General features: G+C 44.5%; 18 protein-coding genes and 1 pseudogene. 7 read left to right on the plus strand and 12 right to left on the minus strand.

All coding sequences use genetic code 11. The features are described from left to right. Positions 1–7 precede the first annotated feature (7 nt). Positions 8–529, minus strand: a complete 522-nt coding sequence (gene iscR / locus AB6D58_RS16015) for a Fe-S cluster assembly transcriptional regulator IscR (protein ID WP_010440512.1) — start codon at positions 527–529, stop codon at positions 8–10. Between the two features lie 116 nt (positions 530–645). Then, entirely contained in the window at positions 646–1,374 is a 729-nt protein-coding gene (trmJ, locus tag AB6D58_RS16020) for a tRNA (cytosine(32)/uridine(32)-2'-O)-methyltransferase TrmJ (RefSeq protein ID WP_004735091.1), read from the minus strand. A 181-nt stretch (positions 1,375–1,555) separates the two neighbouring features. On the opposite strand from trmJ, the gene suhB reads away from it, so the two are divergent. After that, positions 1,556–2,359 carry an inositol-1-monophosphatase gene (suhB, locus tag AB6D58_RS16025; protein ID WP_017062836.1) on the plus strand — a complete coding sequence of 268 codons (804 nt, stop codon included), beginning with the start codon at positions 1,556–1,558 and terminating at the stop codon, positions 2,357–2,359. A 286-nt stretch (positions 2,360–2,645) separates the two neighbouring features. On the opposite strand, the gene secF is transcribed toward suhB, so the two are convergent. The 5 genes from secF to queA all read right to left on the minus strand — a co-directional run bounded on the left by secF (position 2,646) and on the right by queA (position 8,310). After that, complete coding sequence (secF, locus tag AB6D58_RS16030; protein WP_017062837.1) at positions 2,646–3,593, minus strand: protein translocase subunit SecF; 948 nt, start codon at positions 3,591–3,593, stop codon at positions 2,646–2,648. 14 nt (positions 3,594–3,607) lie between these two features. Further along, complete coding sequence (secD, locus tag AB6D58_RS16035; protein WP_102320714.1) at positions 3,608–5,464, minus strand: protein translocase subunit SecD; 1,857 nt, start codon at positions 5,462–5,464, stop codon at positions 3,608–3,610. Positions 5,465–5,484: 20 nt separating this feature from the next. Continuing rightward, on the minus strand, positions 5,485–5,814 hold the full coding sequence (gene yajC / locus AB6D58_RS16040; protein WP_010440492.1) for a preprotein translocase subunit YajC: 330 nt from the start codon (positions 5,812–5,814) through the stop codon (positions 5,485–5,487). Positions 5,815–5,925: 111 nt separating this feature from the next. Further along, on the minus strand, positions 5,926–7,062 hold the full coding sequence (gene tgt, locus AB6D58_RS16045) for a tRNA guanosine(34) transglycosylase Tgt (RefSeq protein WP_017056177.1): 1,137 nt from the start codon (positions 7,060–7,062) through the stop codon (positions 5,926–5,928). 195 nt (positions 7,063–7,257) lie between these two features. Then, entirely contained in the window at positions 7,258–8,310 is a 1,053-nt protein-coding gene (gene queA / locus AB6D58_RS16050; RefSeq protein WP_017062523.1) for a tRNA preQ1(34) S-adenosylmethionine ribosyltransferase-isomerase QueA, read from the minus strand. A 334-nt stretch (positions 8,311–8,644) separates the two neighbouring features. On the opposite strand from queA, the gene AB6D58_RS16055 reads away from it, so the two are divergent. Beyond that, on the plus strand, positions 8,645–9,091 hold the full coding sequence (locus AB6D58_RS16055) for a CBS domain-containing protein (protein ID WP_017062524.1): 447 nt from the start codon (positions 8,645–8,647) through the stop codon (positions 9,089–9,091). A 69-nt stretch (positions 9,092–9,160) separates the two neighbouring features. On the opposite strand, the gene AB6D58_RS16060 is transcribed toward AB6D58_RS16055, so the two are convergent. Beyond that, the gene (locus AB6D58_RS16060; protein ID WP_372157764.1) at positions 9,161–10,066 is read right to left on the minus strand and encodes a hydrogen peroxide-inducible genes activator; all 906 of its coding nucleotides are present in this window, start codon (positions 10,064–10,066) and stop codon (positions 9,161–9,163) included. 210 nt (positions 10,067–10,276) lie between these two features. On the opposite strand from AB6D58_RS16060, the gene AB6D58_RS16065 reads away from it, so the two are divergent. The 3 genes and pseudogenes from AB6D58_RS16065 to AB6D58_RS16075 form a co-directional block, all read left to right on the plus strand. Next, the gene (locus tag AB6D58_RS16065; protein WP_004740353.1) at positions 10,277–10,885 is read left to right on the plus strand and encodes a peroxiredoxin C; all 609 of its coding nucleotides are present in this window, start codon (positions 10,277–10,279) and stop codon (positions 10,883–10,885) included. Positions 10,886–11,196: 311 nt separating this feature from the next. Further along, on the plus strand, positions 11,197–11,940 hold the full coding sequence (locus AB6D58_RS16070) for a copper homeostasis protein CutC (protein WP_372157766.1): 744 nt from the start codon (positions 11,197–11,199) through the stop codon (positions 11,938–11,940). Positions 11,941–12,086: 146 nt separating this feature from the next. Next, a pseudogene (locus tag AB6D58_RS16075) lies at positions 12,087–12,350 on the plus strand (hypothetical protein); the annotation flags it as partial. Between the two features lie 9 nt (positions 12,351–12,359). On the opposite strand, the gene phoU reads toward AB6D58_RS16075, so the two are convergent. From phoU to AB6D58_RS16095, 4 genes are all read right to left on the minus strand, one after another. After that, positions 12,360–13,058 (minus strand): phosphate signaling complex protein PhoU, encoded by a 699-nt coding sequence (gene phoU / locus AB6D58_RS16080; RefSeq protein ID WP_009848270.1) that lies wholly within the window; start codon positions 13,056–13,058, stop codon positions 12,360–12,362. Positions 13,059–13,131: 73 nt separating this feature from the next. Further along, positions 13,132–13,950, minus strand: a complete 819-nt coding sequence (gene pstB / locus AB6D58_RS16085; RefSeq protein ID WP_009848269.1) for a phosphate ABC transporter ATP-binding protein PstB — start codon at positions 13,948–13,950, stop codon at positions 13,132–13,134. Then, positions 13,951–15,660 carry a phosphate ABC transporter permease PstA gene (gene pstA, locus AB6D58_RS16090; protein ID WP_029235348.1) on the minus strand — a complete coding sequence of 570 codons (1,710 nt, stop codon included), beginning with the start codon at positions 15,658–15,660 and terminating at the stop codon, positions 13,951–13,953. Positions 15,661–15,771: 111 nt separating this feature from the next. Next, on the minus strand, positions 15,772–17,988 hold the full coding sequence (locus AB6D58_RS16095; RefSeq protein ID WP_372157768.1) for an ABC transporter permease subunit: 2,217 nt from the start codon (positions 17,986–17,988) through the stop codon (positions 15,772–15,774). A 200-nt stretch (positions 17,989–18,188) separates the two neighbouring features. Between AB6D58_RS16095 and ppk1 the strand changes: the two genes are divergently transcribed. Both ppk1 and ppx read left to right on the plus strand, forming a co-directional pair. Beyond that, entirely contained in the window at positions 18,189–20,285 is a 2,097-nt protein-coding gene (gene ppk1 / locus AB6D58_RS16100; RefSeq protein ID WP_372157771.1) for a polyphosphate kinase 1, read from the plus strand. Further along, positions 20,276–21,787, plus strand: a complete 1,512-nt coding sequence (gene ppx, locus AB6D58_RS16105; protein ID WP_136978151.1) for an exopolyphosphatase — start codon at positions 20,276–20,278, stop codon at positions 21,785–21,787. The genes ppk1 and ppx overlap by 10 nt, the downstream gene beginning before the upstream one ends. Positions 21,788–21,827: the final 40 nt, after the last annotated feature.

The raw sequence follows: 21,827 nt of genomic DNA on the forward strand, positions 1-21,827 counted from the left end.
CTGACCGCTAAGAGCGGGCATTAACACCGTGAGGTGCTGCACTAATCGTTGTAGTGCTCGTATTTTTATGTGCAAAACCATTATTAACCGCAAGATCGATATCTTGACGATCAGAAATCTCTAAAACTTCGTTATCTTTCATTAGCTCACCGAGCGTAATGTCATTTAAGAAGCTGCTGATTCGGGAGCTTAAATCACGCCAAAGAGTGTGAGTTAAACAACGACTACCACCTTGGCAATCTGCTCGACCGTGACACTTAGTTGCATCAACTGATTCGTCTACTGCAGCAATTACAGTTCCGACAGCGATGTCGCTCGCTTCAGCACCTAAACGGTAACCACCGCCAGGACCACGAACACTAGCAACTAAGCCAGCTTTACGTAACTTAGAAAATAGCTGTTCTAAGTAAGATAATGAGATGCCCTGTCGCTCTGAAATATCAGCCAGAGGAACTGGGCTTTTTTGCGAATGCAGTGCTACATCTAGCATAGCTGTTACCGCATATCTTCCTTTAGATGTAAGTTTCATATCACACCGAATCCACATTGTTTATGTGGTTGGAATCTTCCCATACCTGACTAAATTGGTCAAGTATTTAGTTGACTATTTTAGTCAAGTATTCACCCTTAGAGTTTGTGTGGTTTTTATTTGTCGTTTTTGCTCTTCTCAATTGAAGTCAAAATGCCGCGTAGAGTGTTGATCTCTTGCAACTCTGGACGAGCTCGACTGAACAGACGACGTAGTTTATTCATCACCTGACCCGGTTTATCCTTAGAGATAAATTGGGTATCAATGATCACTTTTTCAAGGTGTTCATAGAACATTTCTAGTTCTTCGTGACGTGGGTACTCATCTTGTTGCTGTGGTTGATATTGGCTCGCAACCATATCAAGGTGTGCCACGCGAACTTCATAGCTTAGCGTTTGTACCGCCATTGCTAGGTTCAGTGAACTGTATTCAGGGTTGGCTGGGATACATACATGGAAGTGGCACTTCTGAAGCTCATCGTTAGTCAAGCCAGTGCGCTCACGGCCGAAGACCAATGCGACTGGGTGCTTTTGACCTTCAACGGCAAACTTTTGTCCGCATTCACGAGGCTCTAGCATTGGCCATTCAAGCGTTCTTGAACGAGCACTTGAACCAACCACCAAACCACAGTCTTTTACTGCTTCATCCAATGTAGACACAATGGTCGCGTTTTCTGCGATGTCACCAGCACCCGCAGCCAGTGCTAAGGTCTGCTCGTCAACTTCACATTGAGGGTCTACAAGAACTAATTGACTCAAACCCATCACTTTCATTGCGCGAGCTGCTGATCCGATATTTCCCGAATGAGACGTACCAACCAGAACGACTTTTACATTGTCTAACATGCTATATGACACCACTTTAAAAATAATCGCGAGATATTAACACATAGCAAAGTAAAATGGTCAGACCCTTCGCGTAATGTGAAACCAAGAGTTCAAAAAATAACCACTTCCCTTTTGGTAAAACTTTGGTATACTCGCCGCCGCTTTAAATTGTTCTTTAACATCTTGTGGGAAAAACCATATGCATCCAATGCTAAACATTGCGATACGCGCTGCGCGTAAAGCTGGCAACCATATTGCTAAATCTCTAGAAACAACTGATAAGATCGAATCGTCTCTAAAAGGTAACAACGATTACGTTACTAACATTGCTCAAGAAGCTGAGTACATGATCATTGAGACAATCAAAGCATCTTACCCAGAGCACAGCATTATTTCTGAAGAGAAAGGCCTGACTGAAGGTAAAGACTCTGATGTACAATGGATCGTTGACCCACTGGATGGCACCAACAACTTTGTAAAAGGTTTCCCTCACTTCTCTGTATCTATCGCTGTTCGCATGAACGGTCGTACAGAAGTTGCTTGTGTTTATGACCCAATGCTAAACGAGCTATTCACAGCTCAACGTGGCGCTGGCGCTCAACTTAACAACGCTCGTATGCGTGTTACTCAACTAAAAGACCTTCAAGGTACTGTTCTAGCGACTGGTTTCCCATTCAAGCAAAAACAACACTCTGAATCTTTCATGAAGATCATCTCTGGTCTATTCATCGACTGTGCTGATTTCCGTCGTACAGGTTCTCCTGCTCTTGACCTATGTTACCTAGCAGCTGGCCGTGTTGATGGTTACCTAGAACTTGGCCTTAAGCCATGGGATCTAGCAGCTGGCGATCTAATCGCTCGTGAAGCTGGTGCTATCATGACTGACTTTGCTGGCGGTACTGATTACATGACTTCTGGTAATGTTGTTGCTTCAAGCGCACGTGGTGTTAAGTCTATTCTTAAGCACGTTCGTGAGAACGCTAACGAAGGTATGCTGAAGTAATTCAGACCTTACGTTAACGCTCCCTATTTTAAGGGCGCATAAAAATTCCAAAGCCTCGCTATATAGCTATAGCGAGGCTTTTTTGTATCTGCGATACGAGATACGAGATACGAGATACGAGATACGAGATACGAGATACGAGATACGATCAGGATGTCTCTTAGTGAAATGAAGTTCAACATACTTCAACGCTAAATTGTATTGAGCTTCCCTAGAATACAGACGTAAAAAAACCGCTAGTTGCCTAGCGGTTTTTTTGGTTTAGCGAAACTTATTAAGCCAAGGCCTAAGGCATCTCGTCAAACTCTTCACCTTCTTTGTCCACTTGTGGTGGCATTAGGTGTTCACGCGTAATACCTAACTTCATAGCCAGTGCAGATGCAACGTAGATAGAAGAGTAAGTACCAACCGTAATACCCAGTAGAAGTGCAGTCGCGAAGCCGTGAATCATAGCGCCGCCCTGAACGAACAGTGCGATAACTACGAATAACGTGGTACCAGAAGTGATCAATGTACGGCTCAATGTTTGTGTGATTGAGCTGTTCAGTACTTCAGGTGCTTCACCCTTACGCATCTTACGGAAGTTCTCACGGATACGGTCGAATACAACAATGGTATCGTTGAGGGAGTAACCGACGACCGTTAGCAAGGCTGCTACGATGGTAAGGTCGACCTCAATTTGCATTAGAGAGAACACACCCAGAGTGATGATAACGTCGTGCGCCAGTGCTAATACTGCACCCGCAGCCAAACGCCATTCAAATCGCACTGATACGTAGATCAAGATACAGATAAGAGAAACTAGAATAGCAAGGCCACCCGCTTCTGTTAATTCGTCACCCACGTTAGGACCAACGAACTCGATACGACGCATTTCAACTTGCTCACCAGTACCATTCTCAATAGCAGAAAGGATTTGGTTACCAAGCGTTTCGCCCGCTACGCCATCACGTGGACGTAAACGAACCATCACATCACGAGCTGAACCGAAGTTCTGTACCGTTGCATCACCAAAGCCTTCGGCTTCTAGTGCACTACGAATATCAGGAAGGTGTGCCGGTTGTTCAAAACCAACTTCAATCAGAGTACCGCCAGTAAAATCTAGACCCCAGTTCAACGATTTCGTTGTTAGGGTGAAGATAGCAGTACCAATCATCAAGATAGAAAAAACAAAGGCAACCTTTGACCAACGCATAAAGTCGATCATTTTGTCTGCTTTTAGAATCTGAAACATATTAATTCCTAGCCTTAGATCGACAGTTTTTTAACACGTTTTCCGCCATACATCAGGTTCACGATACAACGTGTTCCGATAATAGCTGTAAACATTGAAGTCAAGATACCGATAGACAGCGTTACCGCGAAGCCTTTGATAGCACCCGTACCCACAGCAAATAGAATGATTGCTGTTAGTAGTGTGGTGATGTTGGCATCGGCGATTGTGCTGAATGCGTTCGCGTAACCTTGGTGAATCGCTTGTTGTGGACTGCGTCCATCTCGAAGCTCTTCACGTATACGCTCAAAGATCAGAACGTTCGCATCAACCGCCATACCAACCGTTAATACGATACCGGCAATACCTGGTAGGGTCATGGTAGCCCCCGGAATCATCGACATAACACCGATAATCAACACCAAGTTAGCCATTAGCGCAACGTTCGCAATCAGACCAAAGCTACGGTAGTAAAGCAGCGTAAACAGCATTACAGCAGCCATACCCCAAACCATCGCCATGATACCCATATCGATGTTTTGCTGCCCCATAGATGGACCAATGGTACGTTCTTCTACAATCGAGATAGGCGCAATCAATGCACCAGCACGCAGTAGAAGTGCCAAGTTATGAGCTTCAGCCGTTGAATCGATACCAGTAATACGGAAGTTACGGCCTAGCGCAGATTGAATCGTCGCTTGGTTAATCACTTCTTCGTGCTTACTCAAGATAACTCGACCTTCCGGTGTTTTACGACCGCTGTCTTTGTACTCTGCAAATACCGTTGCCATTAGCTTACCGATATTCTGACGAGAGAATGCAGACATCTTGCTACCACCTTCGCTGTCTAGCGAGATGTTAACTTGAGGACGACCATATTCATCAACACTTGAGCTTGCATCAGTAATACTTGAGCCGCCTAGAATAACGCGCTTCTTAAGTACCACAGGACGACCATCACGATCTTGCTTGATTTCGCTACCCGCAGGGGCACGACCAGAAGCGGCAGCGGCTAAGTCAGCACTGCTATCCACTTCACGGAACTCAAGCGTCGCGGTAGCACCAAGAATTTCTTTAGCGCGAGCCGTGTCTTGAACACCAGGCAATTCCACTACGATACGGCTAGAGCCTTGACGTTGAACCAAAGGTTCAGCAACACCAAGTTCGTTAACACGGTTACGTAGAATGGTAATGTTTTGCTCTACCGCATAGTTGCGGATTTCTTGAAGACGAGCCTCTGTGAAGCTAGCAACCAAAGAAAAACGACCATTAGATTCAGAATCTACAAACGTCATGTCTTGGTGCTTAGATTGCAGTAGCGATTTCGCTTCAGCAAGCTGCTCGGCGTTACGTAGAATCACTTCAACCGCATCTTTACCAGATGGGCGAATTGCACGGTAACGGATTTTTTCTTCACGAAGTTCGCTACGGAACGCTTCTTCTTGTTGGCCAACCAGCTTTTGCATCGCAGCGTCCATATCCACTTCCATCAAGAAGTGAACACCACCACGTAGGTCAAGACCAAGCTTCATTGGTGCAGCACCAATAGATTCAAGCCAATCAGGAGTTGAAGCAGCTAAGTTTAAAGCAACGATTACGTCTTCATCTAATGCTTCAGTGATGACATCACGAGCACTAATTTGAGAGTCTGTATCGTTAAAGCGAACAAGAATGGAACCGTTTTCTAGAGCAACGGATTTAGTAGAAAGGTTTTCAGCTTCAAGAGCATTGGTGACAGCATCCAGCGTAGACATATCTACAGAGGCGCCGCGCGCCCCTGTAACTTGAACTGCCGGATCTTCACCGTATATATTCGGAAGTGCGTACAACGCAGCGATGGCGATAGTAAACACCACCATCAGGTACTTCCATAACGGGTAACGGTTTAGCACAGCGAGGATCCTCTAGCTGTTTATAGAGATTTCAGAGTACCTTTTGGTAGCACTGCTGTAACGAAGTCTTTCTTGATAACTACTTCGTTGTTTGCATTCAGTTCGATAGCAACGTAGTCACTGTCTTCTGCAATCTTAGTGATCTTGCCGATTAGGCCGCCGCTTGTAAGAACTTCATCGCCTTTGCCCATAGAAGACATAAGGTTCTTGTGCTCTTTAACACGCTTAGCTTGTGGACGGTAGATCATGAAGTAGAAGATCACAGCGAACATACCTAGCATGATAAGCATTTCGAAACCGCCGCCTGCTGGTGCACCTTCTGCTGCTGCGTGAGCTTGAGAAATAAACATTTAAAACATCCTCTATTTATATTTTCGTAATTGTTTGTCTAATTGGGTTGCATCCCTTTATTTTCAAGCCCCATCACTCGGAAGAGAGATAGGGCTCGCAAAAAAGAAATACTAAGATTCTTTACCTAGTGGTGGCACTTCACGCCCCATTCTTGCGTAGAACTCTGCAACGAACTCTTCAAAGCGGTCTTCATCGATAGACTGACGAATGTCTGACATTACTCGTTGGTAGAAACGCAGGTTATGAATCGTGTTCAGTCGAGCACCTAGGATTTCGTTACAACGATCCAAATGGTGTAAGTACGACTTGCTGTAGTTCTTACAAGTGTAACAGTCACACTCTGAATCTAGTGGTGTTGTATCGGTTTTATGCTTCGCATTACGGATCTTGATCACACCTTCAGTCACAAACAGGTGGCCGTTACGTGCATTTCGCGTTGGCATTACACAGTCAAACATGTCGATACCGCGACGAACACCTTCAACCAAGTCTTCCGGTTTGCCTACGCCCATTAGGTAACGTGGCTTATCTTCTGGCAGTTGAGGACATGTGTGCTCAAGAATGCGGTGCATATCTTCTTTTGGTTCGCCTACTGCTAGGCCACCTACTGCGTAACCGTCAAAACCAATTTCTGTTAGGCCTTTAACGGATACATCACGAAGGTCTTCGTACACGCCACCTTGAACGATACCGAACAGTGAGTTCGGGTTTTCAAGTTTGTCGAAGTGGTTACGTGAACGCTCAGCCCAACGAAGAGACATCTCCATTGAGTCTTTTGCTTCTTTGTGTGTCGCAGGGTAAGGCGTACACTCATCGAAGATCATTACGATGTCTGAACCTAAATCTTTTTGGATTTCCATAGACTTCTCAGCGTCCATGAAGATCTTGTCACCGTTTACAGGGTTACGGAAATGAACACCCTCTTCAGTGATTTTACGCATTGCACCTAGGCTGAATACTTGAAAGCCGCCTGAATCAGTCAGGATAGGACCGTGCCAGTTCATGAAATCGTGCAGGTCACCGTGCATTTTCATGATTTCTTGACCAGGACGTAGCCATAGGTGGAATGTGTTACCTAATAGGATTTCAGCACCTGTGTCTTTTACTTCTTCAGGTGTCATACCTTTAACAGTACCGTAAGTACCTACAGGCATGAATGCTGGGGTTTCAACGGTACCGCGTTCAAACTGAAGTTGACCACGACGTGCGCCGCTATTAGTTTTTTTAAGTTCGTATTTTAATTTCACGAAGCCTCCAATATGCCAGAGAAACAATCTGACTGTTAATTCAGAACCTTAGGCCAAACAAAAGTTCAGTCTAGTGGGTTCTATGAGGAGCGGTCGCGTATTCCTTGCGAGAGATTAGACAGACACCCTGCCCGACTCCTAGCTTACTGCTAGCACCCGTAAATTCTAATGTATATCGTTTATAACTAGCTTAAATTAGCTTGTTTTCTTATTGATGAACATGGCATCACCGTAGCTGAAGAAACGATATTCGCTCTTCACTGCGTGATCGTATGCGCCCATCACGTTGTCGTAACCTGCAAATGCACTCACCAACATAATCAGTGTTGATTCTGGCAAGTGGAAGTTGGTAATCAAGCAATCCACCAACTGGTATTCATAGCCAGGGAAGATGAAGATTTCTGTATCACCAAAGAAAGGAACGAGCTCAGTGCCTTTCTTCAATGCATCTTGAGCTGCACTTTCTAGTGAGCGTACTGATGTTGTACCAACAGCAATAATACGGCCGCCACGGGCTTTTGCTGCAGCTACGGCGTCAACCACTTCTTGCGGCACTTCAACGTACTCAGCATGCATGTGGTGATCGTTAATATTATCAACTTTTACTGGCTGGAACGTACCAGCACCAACATGAAGCGTCACGTAAGCAAACTCAACACCTTTTTCTTTCATGTCAGCCATTAGCTTGTCATCAAAGTGAAGGCCTGCTGTTGGCGCTGCAACCGCACCCGGCTTTTCATTATAGACAGTCTGGTAGCGCTCTTTATCTGCATCTTCATCAGGACGATCGATGTAAGGAGGCAGTGGCATGTGACCAACACTGTTAAGAATCTCTAAAACGCTTTGATCAGATGTGAAATGGATTTCGAATAACGCATCGTGACGCGCCACCATTTCAGCTTCATATTCATCGTTCTCACCAAGGAACAACTTGGTACCCGGCTTCGGTGATTTAGAACAACGAACATGCGCAAGAATGCTTTTCTCATCAAGCATACGTTCAACCAGCACTTCAAGCTTACCGCCTGATGCCTTGCGACCAAATACACGAGCTGGAATCACTCGAGTGTTATTGAAAACAACAAGATCGCCTGGCTCAACCAAGTCTAAAACGTCTTTAAACGAACCATCAGCTAGGTTACCGCTGTTGCCATCTAATTTAAGCAGGCGGCTTGCTGTACGCTCCTCTTGAGGGTAGCGAGCAATGAGTTCATCTGGTAGGTCAAAGTGAAAATCTGAAACTTGCATGTGTCTAGTCTTGTCTTAGTTGATGAGATTTGTGCCGTTGACGAATCATAAATCGTAGTTGCTGGATAATCGTTACGGTAAGTCAATCGTTACCAGAAACACATCGCAAACACGACTAAAAATTTCGCAGTGGGCTAGTATAGGCACACGAGCCGCAATAGCAAGGTTTACAGCACTGGATTATTGTAAAGAGGCGTAAAATAATGCGACTGATTCACCTCCTCAAGCTAAAGAATTAGTTGCATAAAACTCACCCAAGAATGCGTCAGATCTCAGTTATTTTTTGGATAAAAAACTATAGTAATAGCAACAAATAAAAAAGAAGGAGGTTCGTATGATCAAGGTTGAAGATATGATGACTCGCAACCCTCATACCCTATTGCGCTCACACTCACTGGCCGATGCTAAGCACATGATGGAAGCACTTGATATCCGCCATATTCCGGTCGTCGATTCCGACAGGCAACTACTAGGTGTCGTCACACAACGAGACGTTCTCGCCGCTCAAGAATCCAGCCTACAAAACATCCCACAAGCTCAATCTTTTACTCTTGCTACTCCCCTCAACGACATCATGCACAAAAGTGTTATGTCGGTAGAGCCGCGTGCAGGATTAAAAGAATCGGCTATCTACATGCAGAAACATAAAGTGGGCTGTTTACCTGTCGTAGAAAACCACGAACTAGTAGGCATTATTACAGACAGCGATTTTGTCACGATAGCGATCAATTTACTGGAGCTGCAAGAAGAAGTAGAGCCAGAAGAAGCAGAAGTAGAGTAACGCTCGGAATTGATATAAAGAAGAGCGGCCAATTCAGCCGCTCAGAGGGATTGTTGTCGCAGCGGATTATTATAGAAGCTCAGATACCACATCCGCTAATTGATGGAATGTCTCACGACGCGAAGAGCTTGGTCGCCAGACAAGGCCAATATCTCGGTAGGCCTGCTGACCAGGAGGATCGATCACAACGAGATTCTGGTTTTCCAATAAACCGTGGTCGATCGCCATTTGCGGAATAAAGGTGGTTCCTAAACCATTGGCCACCATTTGCACCAATGTGTGAAGGCTCGTCGCAGTGAACGGGTTGATCTTCTCTTTATCCGTTAACTTACAAGCCGACACAGCATGCTCGGTTAAGCAATGCTCGTTCTCCAACAAAAATACAGATTCGTCTGGCAGGTCATCGTATTTAATCGGAACGCGAATACCATCAGCTTGATTGCGACTGATCACCATCCGGAAAGGGTCTTGCCCAACAACTTGGCTTTCCATATTGTCGATATCGACAGGCAAAGCCAGAATCAGCACATCTAAGTCTCCATGACGCAGCGCAGCCAATAGGTTGGTCGTTGTGTCTTCACGTAACAGCAAATTTAATTGTGGAAAGCGCTGGTTGGCTTCCTGTACCAAATCGCACAAAAGGAACGGCGCTATAGTAGGAATACACCCGACTCGCAGCTGCCCTTGCATCGCATCCCCGTTACATAGATTTCCAAGCTCTACGAGATCTTGTCCTTTCGCTAGTAGCTCTCGACCGTGCTTGACCACCAGCTCACCTGCTTGCGTGAAAACTAGCGGGCTCTTTTTATCTTTCTTCTCATAAAGCGGGCAACCAATCAGCTTTTCTAGGTTTTGAATGCCTTTACTTAGCGTAGATTGACTGACGAAACAGCGATCTGCGGCATCACTGAAATGACGAGTTTCGTGAAGAGTAACAAGATAGTGAAGTTGCTTAAGACTTGGCCATTTATTCATGAAATTACTTTGTAATATGAGTAGGATAAGTTAGGTAAAGGTCATTCGACCTAAGGACAGGACAAAGAATAAGCTTATCGCTTTTTTCGATTAACTTAATCTATTTAATTCGCTTTTTTCTATAGTACCGATTGTACTATAGTTTGTCGCGTAGAAACGGAGCCCAAACAAAGATGTGTTGGGCCAACTAATTTTTTAGGAGATTCCAAAATGGTACTAGTAGGTCGTCAAGCCCCTGACTTTACTGCAGCAGCTGTTCTAGGTAACGGTGAGATCGTTGATAACTTCAACTTCGCAGAATTCACTAAAGGTAAGAAAGCTGTAGTTTTCTTCTACCCACTAGACTTCACTTTCGTTTGTCCTTCAGAGCTAATCGCTTTCGACAACCGTCTTGAAGATTTCCAAGCTAAAGGCGTTGAAGTAATCGGTGTTTCTATCGATTCTCAATTCTCTCACAACGCATGGCGTAACACTGCTATCGCTGATGGCGGTATCGGTCAAGTTAAATACCCTCTAGTTGCTGACGTTAAGCACGAGATCTGCAAAGCATACGATGTTGAGCACCCAGAAGCAGGCGTTGCTTTCCGTGGTTCTTTCCTAATCGACGCTGACGGCCTTGTACGTCACCAAGTAGTTAACGATCTTCCACTAGGTCGTAACATCGACGAAATGCTACGCATGGTAGACGCACTAAACTTCCACGAGAAGAACGGTGAAGTTTGTCCTGCACAATGGGAAGAAGGCAAATCAGGTATGGACGCATCTCCAAAAGGTGTTGCAGCATTCCTATCTGAGCACGCTGACGACCTAAGCAAGTAATTACCTCTTAAGCCCGAACTCAACGCGGGTTAATGGTTGGAAGATTCTCTTTAAAGAGACATAAAGCATAAGCTAATAGCGCAAAGCGCACCGCCAATCAGTTAAGAAGTAAAGTCCTATTAAAAGCCCGAAGTTAACGCTTCGGGCTTTTTGTTTTCCCCCTCCTCGCTCCCCTAGACTGACTCTTGTAATAGATAATTGAGGTAGCGATAAACCTAAACTTTACCTCTATTTTCCCTTATCCCCATCTATTCAGAATCACACCTAGATTGCTATTATTTCATCAGTATCTTTTTGAACGGATAAACACGATGAACACCGAAATTGAAGTCTGTATCGATAACTTAGAATCTCTTCATAACGCACTATCTGGTGGCGCGAATCGAATTGAGCTTTGCTCTTCATTAGCACTTGGCGGATTAACTCCAAGCTTCGGAATGATGAAACAAGCGGCAATAGTTTCGTCGGTTCCGGTCTACGCTATGATACGCCCAAGACAAGGCGACTTCATTTTCGATAACGACGATATGCTCTGTATGCTTGAAGATATTGAAGCTTGCGCAAATGCAGGATTGGATGGGGTCGTACTTGGTGTGTTAGCGCCGAACGGAAGTATTGATATGCCAAAGATGCAACAACTGGCTGACAAAGCGCACTTGTTAAAGCTTGGGATTACCTTCCACAGAGCCATCGATCAAAGCTCTGATTTCCAAGCAGCATTAGAACAAATCATTACACTTGGATGCGAAAGAGTCCTGACATCAGGGCTTGCTGCTAATGCTGAGCAAGGTATCGATGTATTGGCTGCAATGGTCAAACAAGCCGATGGACGAATTGATATCATGGCGGGGGCTGGCGTTAACGCTGCGAATGCCAAAATGATTCAAAGCGCTACCCAAGTACCTGCTCTTCACCTTTCAGGTAAATCGACAAGGCCGAGTCTAATGGAAAACAACTCAAGTGCTCAAATGGGCAGTGATGATATTGATGATTATCAGATACCAGTAACTGATGCTAGCAAGATATCCAGTGTGAGAGCCGCCCTCACCGCTTAGGGCAATAGTCGCCAGCATAAATCCAGAGAACCTCGCTGACTAATCTAACTGACTGACGTATATTAGATTTAATAGCGCAGAAAATTTTCATGGATAGATATGGCTAAAGACTTATTCAGCTCTCTTGATTTAAACCTGTTACGAAGCAAAACATGTTTGGAAGAAACCAAATCCACGGCTTTCAGGCTGAAATTGGCGTGGCAAGTTATGACGGTACGAAAACGCGCTCAGGCGAAGTAGAAGAGAAAACAACACATGGTATAAGCCTAGGTGGTGCCTACGTTTACCAAGCGACACCAATGCTTGGATTACGTGCTGGTGTTGATATGAATATTTTTGATCACAACAAAACCTTTGTGCCTTACGACACAACGGTCAATTTCAATCTTGGTGCCATTATTAGTTTCTAAAGATAAGCTCTATTTTAGTGCGTCATCAAGGCTTTGATCACCGAGGTGACGTACATCTTTACCCTTCACAAAGTAAATAATGTATTCGCAGATATTTTGGCAGCGGTCTCCCACTCGCTCAATCGCACGAGCTGACCACATCACCTGCAAAATATTAGGGATGTTCTTAGGGTCTTCCATCATATAGGTCATTAACTGACGAATAACGGCTTCGTATTCCGCATCCAACTTATCATCAAGTTTGTGAACTTCAGCAGCCGCATCAACATCCATACGAGCAAAAGCATCTAACACTTGGTGAAGCATGGTGATTGCCTGACGGCAAAGAGGCTCTAACGAAACATGGAATTTTTGCTCTTTGGTTGAAGGGATCTCAATAGCACCTTGCGCAATTTTAGAAGCAACATCGCCAATACGTTCCAGATCGGTAATGGTTTTGATGATCGCCATAATCAAACGCAGATCCTTCGCTGTCGGCTGACGCTTTGCAATGATTCGAGTACACGCCTCATCAATCGACACTTCCATCGCATTCACTTTGTGGTCATCACGAATCACTTTTTTGGCCAATTCAACATCGTCTTTATGAAGCGCCTGCATTGCAAACGAGAGTTGCTGCTCCACTAACCCGCCCATGGTCAATACATGAGTACGGATCGATTCTAACTCGACATTGAATTGCCCTGAAATGTGGCGACCGAAATGCATACTTGCTCCTTGAAAGAAATGAAGAAAGCCATTTTTGTAGAGTGACTTAGCTCTAGTGACACCTTTGGAGAGGTTAGCCATATCTACCAGTAATGTAGTCTTCCGTCTGGTTTTTCAATGGAGACGTAAAAATTGAGTCCGTATCTGAGTACTCGATCAATTTTCCCATATGAATAAAGGCAGTATGGTCACTTACACGCGCGGCTTGTTGCATGTTGTGGGTAACAATCACCACTGTGTATTGCGTTTTGAGATCGTTGATCAACTCTTCAATCGTCAAAGTAGAAATCGGATCGAGTGCCGATGTCGGCTCATCTAACAACAGCACTTCAGGCTCAATCGCAACCGCACGAGCGATAACCAAACGCTGCTGTTGACCGCCAGATAAACCAAAAGCATTCTCATGCAACCGATCTTTCACTTCATCCCATAACGCAGCAGCGCGCAGAGAGCGTTCAACCGCATCATCAAGGTCTCGGCTGTTGCTAACGCCTTGTAGCCTCAAGCCATAAACCACATTCTCATAGATAGATTTAGGAAAAGGGTTTGGACGCTGGAATACCATACCCACACGGCGTCGTAAGGTCGCAACATCCACCTTAGGGTGATAGACGTTCTTGCCATGAAGCTTCACTTTCCCGGAAACCTTACAGCCTTCAACAAGATCGTTCATGCGATTAATGCAGCGCAGCAGAGTCGACTTACCACACCCAGAAGGGCCGATAAACGCCGTCACCTGCCCCTTCGGGATCTGCATCGAGATATCATCAAGTGCTTGGCTCTCTTTATAGTAAAGATTTAGCCCTTCGATCGAGATAGCAATTTGCTCATCCTTCAGATTGTGAACATCAAGTGGTGCTTGGTAACCCAAGGTTTCATTAATCGAGAACATCTAATCTTGTCCTAAGGTTCGGTATTTTTCACGCAAGTTATTACGGATATTGATGGCTGTTAAGTTCAACCCAACAATCACCGTAACCAATAAAAATGAAGTCGCATACACTAAAGGTCGTGCCGCTTCGATATTAGAGGTTTGAAAACCAACATCATAGATATGAAAGCCTAAATGCATGAACTTTCTATCTAAGTGTAAATACGGAAACTGACCATCGACTGGCAAGCTAGATGCCAATTTAACAACACCCACCAGCATAAGTGGTGCAACTTCCCCCGCGGCTCTCGCGATTGCCAAAATTAAACCAGTGATAATCGCTGGGCTTGCCATCGGTAAAACAATGCGCCAAAGCGTCTCAAATTGAGTCGCACCAAGCGCTAATGAACCGTGCCTCACTGCACTAGGAATACGCGTTAAGCCCTCTTCCGTGGTTACGATAACGACTGGAAGCGTCAAGACCGCTAAGGTTAGTGCTGACCAAAGTAGACCCGGCGTACCAAATGTCGGTGCTGGCAATCGCTCTGCATAGAACAACGTATCAATCGAGCCACCAATGGTATAGACGAAAAAGCCTAAACCAAAAACGCCATACACAATCGACGGTACACCCGCCAAGTTAATCACGGCGATACGAATTAAACGTGTTAGTGCGTTGTTTTTTGCGTATTCATGAAGATATATCGCAGCGACTACCCCAAGAGGCATCACGACGATCGACATGAGAATAACCAACAGTACTGTGCCAAAAATAGCAGGAAACACACCGCCTTCAGAGTTTGAGTCTCGTGGGTTCTCTGATAAGAACTTCCAAACTTGTTTGCCCCAGTGCCCAACCTTTTCTAGGTAAGACATATTATTTGGGTACCAATAATCCAGAATGTGACTTAGCGAAATCTCGACCTGCTCGCCTGTCATATCCTCAACGAGTAAGCTTTCGACATTAAGTTGCGTTCTAAGGTGCTCAAGCTTAACTTCGGCTTCACCTAACTGGCGGTTTAATTCCAGTTTAGTTTGAGTATAGGTTTTAAGGTATTCATCGCTCACTGACTCATTGAGTTCAAGCTTACGCTTTTCTAAGCGCAGGTTTTCCAATTGCCAGCTGATATTGCGAATTTCTTGGTTCACGACACGCGACGTTTCTTTACGTAGCGCATCAGCGAACGCCAAGCCTTGTTCGAGCTTTTGGTCTATGTTCGAATCAAAGGTGCCAGAAGCGGTTTTAAAACCCACCGGCTTACCAAAGAAATAACCACCTCGACTTCGTTCAATCACAACCCAATCAAGCGGGGTAGTGGGTTCACGTAAGTTAACATCCAGAATAGAAACAAAGTCCGCAGGGTACAGTTCTCTGTTAGCAACTTTGATGCTTAAGCGCTGTATCAGCCCAGTCGACAAATTTTGAGGAGACAAAAGGTCATGGACTTGTGGAACTTGCTCTATCGGGATGTATTTTCGTTCATATAACTGACCAACCAATACATCTTGTTTTGATACGGTTTCGTCAAGATCGACCACTAGCGATAAGTCTTTGGAGTCAACTTGCCATTGATACAAAGGTGCGGGCCAAAAATAGGTTAAGCCCTTCCAACCAATCAGCAGCATTAGGCCAAGAACAGAAAGCATACTGATGCTCACCGCCCCGCCCGTAAGCCAGATCCACGGAGAGCCCGATTTAACCCAAGATAATAATGACTTCAGTTTATTCATCATGATCGACCTTGCTCTTGGCGTGCTGAAATCAAGGAGCTGCAAAGATCAAGAGACACGCTAGTCAAGCCACTAAAAGCCATTGATACACATTGAGGCAAACCTTTAAAACTACAGCGCACGATATTTATCTCTCAGTCTTTGTCTAACCCACTCAGCAACTGAGTTCACCGCGAATGTAAAGATAAACAGCAAGAGTGCAGCCAAGAACAGCAAGCGGAAATGAGAACCGCCTACTTCTGATTCTGGTAGCTCAACAGCAATCGTTGCCGATAAGGTTCTCATCCCTTCCAAAATATTCCAGTCAAGAATTGGAGTGTTACCTGTCGCCATCAAGACGATCATGGTTTCGCCAACCGCTCGACCTAGGCCCATCATAACCGCTGAAAAGATACCTGGACTCGCCGTCAATAACACCACATAAATAAGCGTCTGCCACGCCGTCGCACCCAACGCTAATGAGCCATCAGATAAATGTTTAGGTACAGAGAAAATAGCATCTTCAGCAATAGTGAAAATCGTTGGGATGACCGCAAAGCCCATAGCAAAACCAACCACCAGCGCATTGCGTTGGTCAAAGTCGATGCCATAACTCGCTAAGAAAGTACGAATATCACCACCAAACAACAAGGCTTCAATGCTGTTTCCACCAGCAAAGACAGCCACCACCGTAATCACCAATACCGGGATCAATATTAGGGCATGCAAACCGTTAGAGAAACGACTCGTCACCATCTTCGGTAAGCAGAACCAAACTAACCCCGTCAACAATGTACTCAACGGTAATAACACCATTAATGAGAAGACGGCCGTTAAATGCGTTTCGACAATTGGAGCAAACCAAAGCCCGGCCAAGAATCCGATGATCACGGTCGGAAGTGCTTCCATCAGTTCTATCGAAGGCTTCACCACTCTTCGCATGCGTGGAGACATGAAGTATGCGGTGTAAATGGCTCCGAGCACAGCAACCGGCACGGCAAACATCATCGCAAACAGAGCGGCCTTAATGGTACCGAACGTAATGGGTACTAAACTGAATTTCTCTTCAAAGTCATCATTCGCCGAGGTTGATTGCCAAACATATTGTGGCTCAGGGTAGCTTTCGTACCAGACTTTTTGCCAAAGCGATGAGAATGATATTTGCGGGTATTCATTATCGACTTTAGCCACACTGATGATGCCATCAATCAACGTTGCCAGATGCAGTTCATTGGCAGACATAGCGGCTAGTTGTGGTGATTTATCAAATGCGCGTTCAAACAACGACAGCTTTTCACTGGTCGTATAGTGGCTTTGTAATGTGCCGTTCTTATAGAAGCTATAAAAACCCTTTCTATAAGTATCAGGAAGAATAAATTGCACTTGTTCAGCAAGTTGGAAGTCTCGAATATGGGTCAGGCTATGCTTTTCATCTTTGAGTACATCGAACCATTGAGAAACCTGTCCGTCCTCATGCGTAACCAACAACGAGTATGCGCCAGACAATAAATCGATGCTTTTCACGGAATGCTTCGCATCATTTAAGCTAAGATCAATCACTTCACGAACATCAAAACCGTTATCTGATAGTTTCAAAACAACCAAATCCGATTGTGCTCGTAGGTATAAGGTTTGCCCATCAGGTGTGACAAGCAGTTGCTGCTGCAAGCCCAACTTATCCGATAGCCATTGGCTCTTCTGAAAAACATACTGACCAGTAAGGTCACTCTGATACCACTTAACCAAGACTCGTTGGTCACTTAACTGCGCGGCAACCGTAATCCCACGTCCATTCTTAGAGAACGCGAATTTGTCGATCGTCGCCCCATTTGAGGGTTCATCATTTAAAAATGGTTCTGGGAGATCGATTTGCTCAATTTTAGGATCGGCTTCACTGCCCTTTTTCAGCACAGGCGCACTATACTCAGGATAGAAAAAAGTAAGATTGCTTGCGCTGTCGGCAAAGGCAAACCAGTTTTCAGATGGGGTGTTTCGAGAAAAGGCGATGGGGTTGGCTACAACATCACGCTCAAAGTAAGAGTGTGTATTTTGAGACTCTAAATCCCAAAACTGTACCAAACCAGATTTTTCGATAGTAAATGCATGCTGACCGTATTCATCAACAGATAAGGCGATAGGCTTTTCTACAGCAACGGTCTTTACGGCTTGGTCTGTCTCTAAACCAGTATCAGAAAACACCGGTAAAATGACCATCGCCAAGTAAACAAAGATCAATACCAGAGCAGCTAGAACACTGACCGCGCCACATGTCACCGAAAAACGGACGAGACGATCTTTCAACCATCTTTTTTTGTCGCGCTCTTTCAATGAAAATTGGGCTGATGCCATCTGTTTATCTACCTTTTTTTAGCTACTGACATAATATGTACGTTAGATGACAATTATATTACAAGTTACGTTAAACAACTGAAACTAATAACAAGTTTGTTAGCCATATTTCTTAAAGTAAGATCATAGATTTTGTGAATTTTGCCATTCTAATTTAAAGTAATCAGCTCTATAGCCAGTACTCAAGGATTCTCATCTCGATGGAAAAAGACTATGTCACAAAAGAACTTAGCTGGTTATCCTTCAACGAAAGAGTGCTCCAAGAAGCGGCAGATAAGTCAGTCCCCTTAATCGAAAGAGTTCGTTTTTTAGGTATTTACTCGAAAAACCTCGATGAGTTTTACAAAGTCCGATTTGCTGATGTGAAGCGAAAGATCTTACTTCAAGATCCACAGCTAACCTCCAACTCGCCGAAAAGCCTACTGACTAAAATGCAGAGCAAAGCAAGCAAGCTCGATGCTCAATTCCATGAACTGTATAACGACTTGCTATTGGAATTGATACGCAATCGTATTTTTCTGGTCAACGAACAAAAAATCAGCGAAGAACAAAGTGGCTGGATAAAAAAGTACTTTAAGAAAAAAGTGCTGCCACACTTAACTCCGATTCTCTTGAACGAAGATAGCCAGTTACTTAATATTCTCAAAGATGAACAAAGTTACTTAGCCATCGACATCGAGCGTGATGCATCATCTCAATATGTCTTACTCGAAATCCCATCAGAAGCACTCCCTCGATTTGTTAAGTTACCGGAAACTTCGGGTTCGCAGCGTACAACTTTGATCTTGTTAGATAATATAGTTCGATTTTGTTTGGATGACTTACTTAAAGGATTCTTTGAGTATGACTCATTGCGTTGTTTTGCGATAAAAATGACACGTGATGCCGATTATGATCTGCAAGAGGACAATGAAAATAACCTATTAGAATCGATGTCTTTAGGTTTAGAACAGCGCTTAACGGCACTGCCGATACGTCTGATCTATGAATCTGAAATGCCAACTGAAATGCTCAACTTCTTACAAGTCAGACTTAAACTGTCTGACTATGACAGTGTCATCGCAGGTGGTCGCTATCATAACTTCAAACATTTCTCTGAGTTCCCAAGCCTTAACCGACGTGATTTAGTTAATCGTCCTCTACCCGCGATTAAGTGCGCGCATTTCAGCCATTACCCAAACTATTTCGAAGCGATCAAAGCTCGTGACATCTTGTTGCATTACCCTTATCACACCTTTAATCACATCACTGAGCTCGTGAGGCAGGCTTCCTTTGACCCGAAAGTAACCTCCATAAAAATAAACGTTTACCGTGTTGCGGAAGGCTCAAAACTCCTCAGCTCGATCATCGATGCGGCGCACAATGGCAAAAAGGTCACTGTGGTTGTCGAGCTGCAAGCACGCTTTGATGAGCAAGCCAACATTCAATGGACCAAGAAACTTCAAGAAGCGGGTGTAAAAGTCATCCATGGCATCCCAAGTTTGAAGATCCATTCCAAGTTGCTGCTCATCAAACGAAAAGAAGGCAAGCATACCGAGCATTATGCCCATATTGGCACTGGCAACTTCCATGAAGTTACAGCGCGCGTGTATACCGATTTTTCTCTGCTCACTGCGAATGAAGATTTGACTCAAGAGGTGAGACAAGTCTTTAAGTATATTGAAAACCCTTATCAAAAGTCCCAGTTCAAGCAACTGATTGTGTCACCAAAGAATACTAGAAAACGTCTGTACCAATTGATAGATAATGAAATACAAAACGCGATAGAAGGTAAACCTGCAAGCATCACTCTAAAACTCAACAACTTGGTCGATCGAGAGATCATTGAAAAGCTCTATCAGGCTAGCCAAGCCAATGTAAAAGTGAGAATGGTCATTCGCGGCATGTGCTCTCTTGTCCCTGGCATACCCAACATCAGTGACCATATTGAGATTGTCAGTGTGGTCGATCGTTTTCTTGAACACCCAAGAGTGATGATCTTTGGTAACGCTGGAAAGCCGAAAGTCTATATATCTTCAGCTGACTGGATGATGCGAAACTTCGATCATCGGATCGAAGTCGCCACTCCAATTTTAGATCCAAATATCAAGCAAACCATTATCGATATCACCGAATTTCATTTCGATGACAGCAACAAAGCTCGAGTGCTAGACCAAGCGATGAGCAACCCTTACATAGAAGCACCAGCAAACCAACTCGAATACCCGACGTCACAACTCTCCACTTACCACTATATTAAACGTATGGAGAAACTTGCTCGCAAGAAGTACAAACAAGAGAAGAAATCATGCCGCTAATTGATAACAAACATTCTCGATGTATTGCCGCTATCGATTTAGGTTCGAACAGCTTTCATATGGTGGTTGCACGAGTATTCGATCAACACCTGCAATTAGTCAGCAGACACAAACAGAAAGTGAGATTAGGTGATGGATTGGATGAACGTAACGTCCTATCTGAAAGCGCTATCGAGCGAGGCCTAGAATGCCTCAAGGTGTTCGCAGAACGACTGGCGGATTTTGAGCTTGATGATGTCAGAGTTGTTGCGACTCATACCCTAAGAAAAGCCAAAAACGCTAAAGACTTCTTAGAGCAAGCCAAGCCACTGTTTCCTTTTCCAATAGAGATCATTTCCGGTCAAGAAGAAGCTCGAATAATCTATAACGGAGCAGAACACACTCAAACCGCTTCTGAATCTAAGTTGGTTATTGATATCGGTGGAGGGAGTACGGAACTCGTCGCCGGACAAGGCTTTACTCCTCTAATTATGCGCAGTTTACCGATGGGATGCGTCAACTTCACTCAACGTTTCTTTGCTGACGAAGGGCTAACTTCACGACACTTCTCAGATGCTTATACCGCAGCTACTCGTCTATTGATGCCATTGATTGAAGAATACACAAAAGCCCCTTGGGAAATCGCTTTTGGCTCATCTGGTACCACGAAATCAATAAAAGAAGTACTCATTGGCTTAGGGTTCACCGATGGTCTCATTACGCCCCAACGCCTGTCCTATTTAAAGAATCACTTATGTGAGTTTTCATCATCCAACACCGTAAATCTTTCAGGCTTAAGTGATGAGAGAAAGCCTGTGTTTGCTGCAGGCGTCACCATTCTTTCAGCAGCAATGGATACGCTAGACATCAAGGAGTTACATTTTTCTGATGGTGCCCTGAGAGAAGGCGTTCTTTATGACATGGAGGATAGGTTTAAAGATATTGATATTCGAACAAGAACTGCCGAAACGCTCGTCTCTCGATACCATGTAGACGTAACTCATGGCGAGAAAGTGAAAGTGCTCGCTCTTTCATTGCTGAAACAAGTACAGCCTCAAGTGACAACTGCGGTCACTAATGAGCTGTATGATCTGCTTGGTTGGGCTGCAGTACTTCATGAGGTAGGACAAAGCATTGCATTCCAAGGCTATCACCGCCATTCGGCTTATCTGCTTAAGCATACGACAATGCCAGGCTTTAATACTGAGCAACAACGCCTTATATCAGCATTGGTTCGCTATCAAAGAAAAGCGCTCAAACTACAAGATTTGCCGGAACTTTCTCTGTTTACTCAGCAACAAGTCACCCTGCTGATTCGTATATTGAGACTCGCTATCTTACTCAACCGTCAGCGAAATCAAGCACTGGCCCCAGACGTGACTCTAACGATTGAACAACAGGATACCTGGGAATTGAAAGGAACTAACAGCGATTGGTTGGCCCAAAACCAACTGCTTGATTATGAGCTCAGAGAAGAGCAACAACGTTGGCAAAATGCAGGATGGTCGTTAAAGCTAAAATAACGAACAGTCAAAATTAAAACAGCCTGCGACGCGCAAGCTG

The organism is Vibrio sp. 10N.239.312.D08, assembly GCF_041466145.1.
Classification (GTDB): Bacteria; Pseudomonadota; Gammaproteobacteria; order Enterobacterales; family Vibrionaceae; genus Vibrio; species Vibrio crassostreae_C.